Origin of the sequence: Lentilactobacillus dabitei, from assembly GCF_019061365.1 — a bacterium.
Classification (GTDB): domain Bacteria; phylum Bacillota; class Bacilli; order Lactobacillales; family Lactobacillaceae; genus Lentilactobacillus; species Lentilactobacillus dabitei.
This window is the reverse complement of the sequence record NZ_JAHPPD010000152.1, coordinates 1-3,028: the sequence shown is the minus strand read 5'-3', so window position 1 is coordinate 3,028 and position 3,028 is coordinate 1. Positions and strand designations below refer to the sequence as shown.

Genomic DNA, 3,028 nt, shown 5'->3' with positions numbered 1-3,028 from the left:
GTCAAAACAAAAAGAGCCCTAATCACAAAGTGATTAGAACTCGAATTTAGTTTCACCAACAACAGTTGACGAAGAGCCCTTATTTTTTAAGCGTCCTTCAGATCTGATCAGGCACTTACTTTTTGCCTTCAAATATCCAAGTCACCCCATATTTATCAACAACTTGTCCGTACTTATCGCCGGAGGATTTCTTTTCAAAGGTGACAATGACCTTGACTTCCTCTGATGCCACAACTTGTTTATATAAATTCTCCAAGTCATTGGCAGCGTCCGAATCGTGTAAATCGACTTGCAACATTAATGATATAAGTGATGATATCACCGGCTTACCCATAAAGCTGTCGGCGCAATCAACTTCTTGCCCCAATATCTTAAAGCTTGCCCGCAATGTTAAATCATCCAGGTTAACGTCTTCATTTAATGACATCTCTTCAGCTTGTTTTTCAGTCGGTGCCTGACGGGTTACGTCGGTGACACCAAATACCCGTTGATAATAGTCGAGGGCACTTTTTGTATTTTCAAAGGTTAGATATGGAATTAATTTGGTATTATTCATTAAGTCAGCAACCCTTACTTTAAGATATTATACAAAATTTAGAATACCGTTAATTACGATAGTTGTCAATGTTAACAAGAGGCTTGAACGTTGCTACCAAGGTTTGGAATGCATTATTTAAGTAACATATTACCCAAAAGTGATACACTATTCACTAAATACAGTGGGAGGAATAAATTCAATGAAACTTGCGATCACAATTTTTATTTTAAACGCTTTATACATTTCGATTAATACATTTAGAACGATGTTGGTTGTAAAGGGCCACCAATACTTGGCGCCAATTGTAGCGGTGGTTGAGGAATTCGTCTACGTAATGGCCTTGGCAATCGCCCTGCAGCACATTGACAGTCCCTTAAACATTGCGGCTTATGCGATTGGATTTGGAGTTGGGATTTATATTGGGATCATCATTGAAGATAAGATTGCTTTGGGCTACGTTAACTTCGAAGTAACTGTCCAAATTGATCCCACTAATCCAATTCATGCGCACAACGAAGAATTGGCCGAACACCTCCGAGACCTTGGTTATGGCGTCACGGTCAGCCGAGCTCAGGGTCGTGCCGGCGCCCGTTTGGTTCTAAGCATCTTGGCCCCTCGGAAAGCTGACCGCCGCTTGATGGAACAAATTCAAGAACTTTCACCGGATGCGTTCATCATGGTTCAAGAACCGGTTCAACTTTCAGGTGGTTTCTGGAGCAAAGAAGTTGACCGCCGATATCATCACGTGAATAAAAATCATTGATCATCGTCGTCAAACAAACCGAGTTGCTTCAAATTGTGTTCAATGTCTTGAACCGATTTTTCAGTATCAGGACTTGGCTTGAGATCGGTCTCATGCGTCTTGGATGGAGCGGGCTTGGCAGCCGGTTGAGAAACTGGTCGTCGCTGACTGGCAGTTTGAGGCGTTTTTGCTTTCATTTTATCCATGGTTTCATTTAGCAACCGATCAACGAATACGTTGCCTTCGTTGTCCGCATGACCCTTCGTCCAATATAATGACAAATGGGGAAAGTTCCGCAGCTCCTGGGCCAATGAGCGCCACAATTCCTTATTTTCAAGTTTTTGTCCCCCACTACGCGTCCAACCACGTCGCTGCCAGCCCTTGAGCCAATTTTTATTGATGGCATTTAGGACGTATTTGGAATCTAGAACCGCATGGATGTGGCTGTCTTGAAGATCATGAGCATTGAGGTAGGCAAGAGCTTCATAGAGGGCCATGATTTCCATCCGATTATTTGTCGCCCCAAATTCACCCCCAGAGTCTGAAAACCGATTGGTCGGCGTTACAATCAGATATGCCCAAGCTGCCTTATCGTTAGTTTTGACGTGGCCGCCTTTCACGTTGCCGTGATTTCTGGACCCACCATCTGTATACAGAATAATATCGTCTGCGTCAGCGGTCGGAAATTTGACATCCGGTTTGCCAGATTGATGAGAAGTTGACGATAATTGACCGTTGAGAAATTGCTCGGCCTCAGATTTTACTTTGAAGCTCTTATATTTGGCGCCTGGATAGCCTTTGACCTGTTTTTCGGCAGCATCCCAGGTTGTAAAGACCCCGGTCTGCCGGCCTTTTCTTACTGCGTAATATTTCATTTAAATTGGTTCTCCTACTTGAATTTAGTCTCCACAATCATAAATTTTAACATGTCTGCTGCAGTTAACATAGTCGACTGATGCCGCCACACTGTATAAAAATGCTGATTAATTTGTTAATTATTAATTATAATGTTTCTATCTACTTTCCAATTAGATAAATCTATGCGAAAATAGATTATAGAAGGGGGCAAAATTACATGACCCAAACTAAAGCCACATTGATCTCGGTAACAGAGGCAACCGCCCTCTTAAAGGACCGCTCAGATCAAATAAATGAACGTTTCCCACAACTGAAAAATAAAGGTAAGTACATTTTACCTGATTATCGGTTGACTCGTAAACGTGAAGCGTTCAAAATTCGCAAACATACATTTTTGCAGCGGCATGCCCGCTCGTATGTTGCGTTCGATTCGGAGAACGGTCAAACGCTCTGGATGCATAATTTCCCCAGCTTAACAGAATCACTCTTTTGGTTGGACACAGGACTTAAGCCAACTGATACGGATACGAACACCTCGTATAAGCAGTGGAAAAGTCAGCACGAAGATGATATCAATGCGCTCAAAGACATTCTGAGGGAACGTTCCAGAAAGCGAAAGGAAGCAGCGGCCGCTAAAAAGGCAGCCGCTAAAAAACCAGCGGTGCCCAAGAAGTCACCAGCTTTGATGAAAAAATCGAAAAAATTATAGTCTGGACTTCAAGCCGGTTAGCTTCTGATCTTTAAAACGAGATGGAAACAGTAGGCGTTTTGATCCCAAAACTTAACAAAAAAGACCAATTATTCCTGATTTTTGAAGTGAACCCCAATAGTTGGAGATAATATTTAATAATTTTTAGGCACATAACTGGTCGTTGTGAATCCGGTATTCA

At 42.2% G+C, this 3,028-nt stretch carries 4 protein-coding genes; 2 read left to right on the top strand and 2 right to left on the bottom strand.

Annotation, left to right across the window (positions count from 1 at the left end; genetic code table 11):
• Positions 1 to 115: 115 nt before the first annotated feature.
• Entirely contained in the window at positions 116 to 556 is a 441-nt protein-coding gene (locus KTE19_RS13310; protein WP_217165427.1) for a VOC family protein, read from the bottom strand.
• Positions 557 to 737: 181 nt separating this feature from the next.
• On the opposite strand from KTE19_RS13310, the gene KTE19_RS13305 reads away from it, so the two are divergent.
• Positions 738 to 1,301: a DUF2179 domain-containing protein gene (locus KTE19_RS13305; RefSeq protein WP_217165425.1), complete on the top strand. Its 564-nt coding sequence runs from the start codon at positions 738 to 740 to the stop codon at positions 1,299 to 1,301.
• Here the strand turns inward: KTE19_RS13305 and KTE19_RS13300 are convergent.
• On the bottom strand, positions 1,295 to 2,155 hold the full coding sequence (locus tag KTE19_RS13300) for a ribonuclease H family protein (protein ID WP_217342491.1): 861 nt from the start codon (positions 2,153 to 2,155) through the stop codon (positions 1,295 to 1,297). The genes KTE19_RS13305 and KTE19_RS13300 overlap by 7 nt on opposite strands.
• Before the next feature lie 200 nt (positions 2,156 to 2,355).
• On the opposite strand from KTE19_RS13300, the gene KTE19_RS13295 reads away from it, so the two are divergent.
• Positions 2,356 to 2,847, top strand: coding sequence for a hypothetical protein (locus tag KTE19_RS13295; RefSeq protein WP_217165421.1), 492 nt, complete (start codon positions 2,356 to 2,358; stop codon positions 2,845 to 2,847).
• Positions 2,848 to 3,028: the final 181 nt, after the last annotated feature.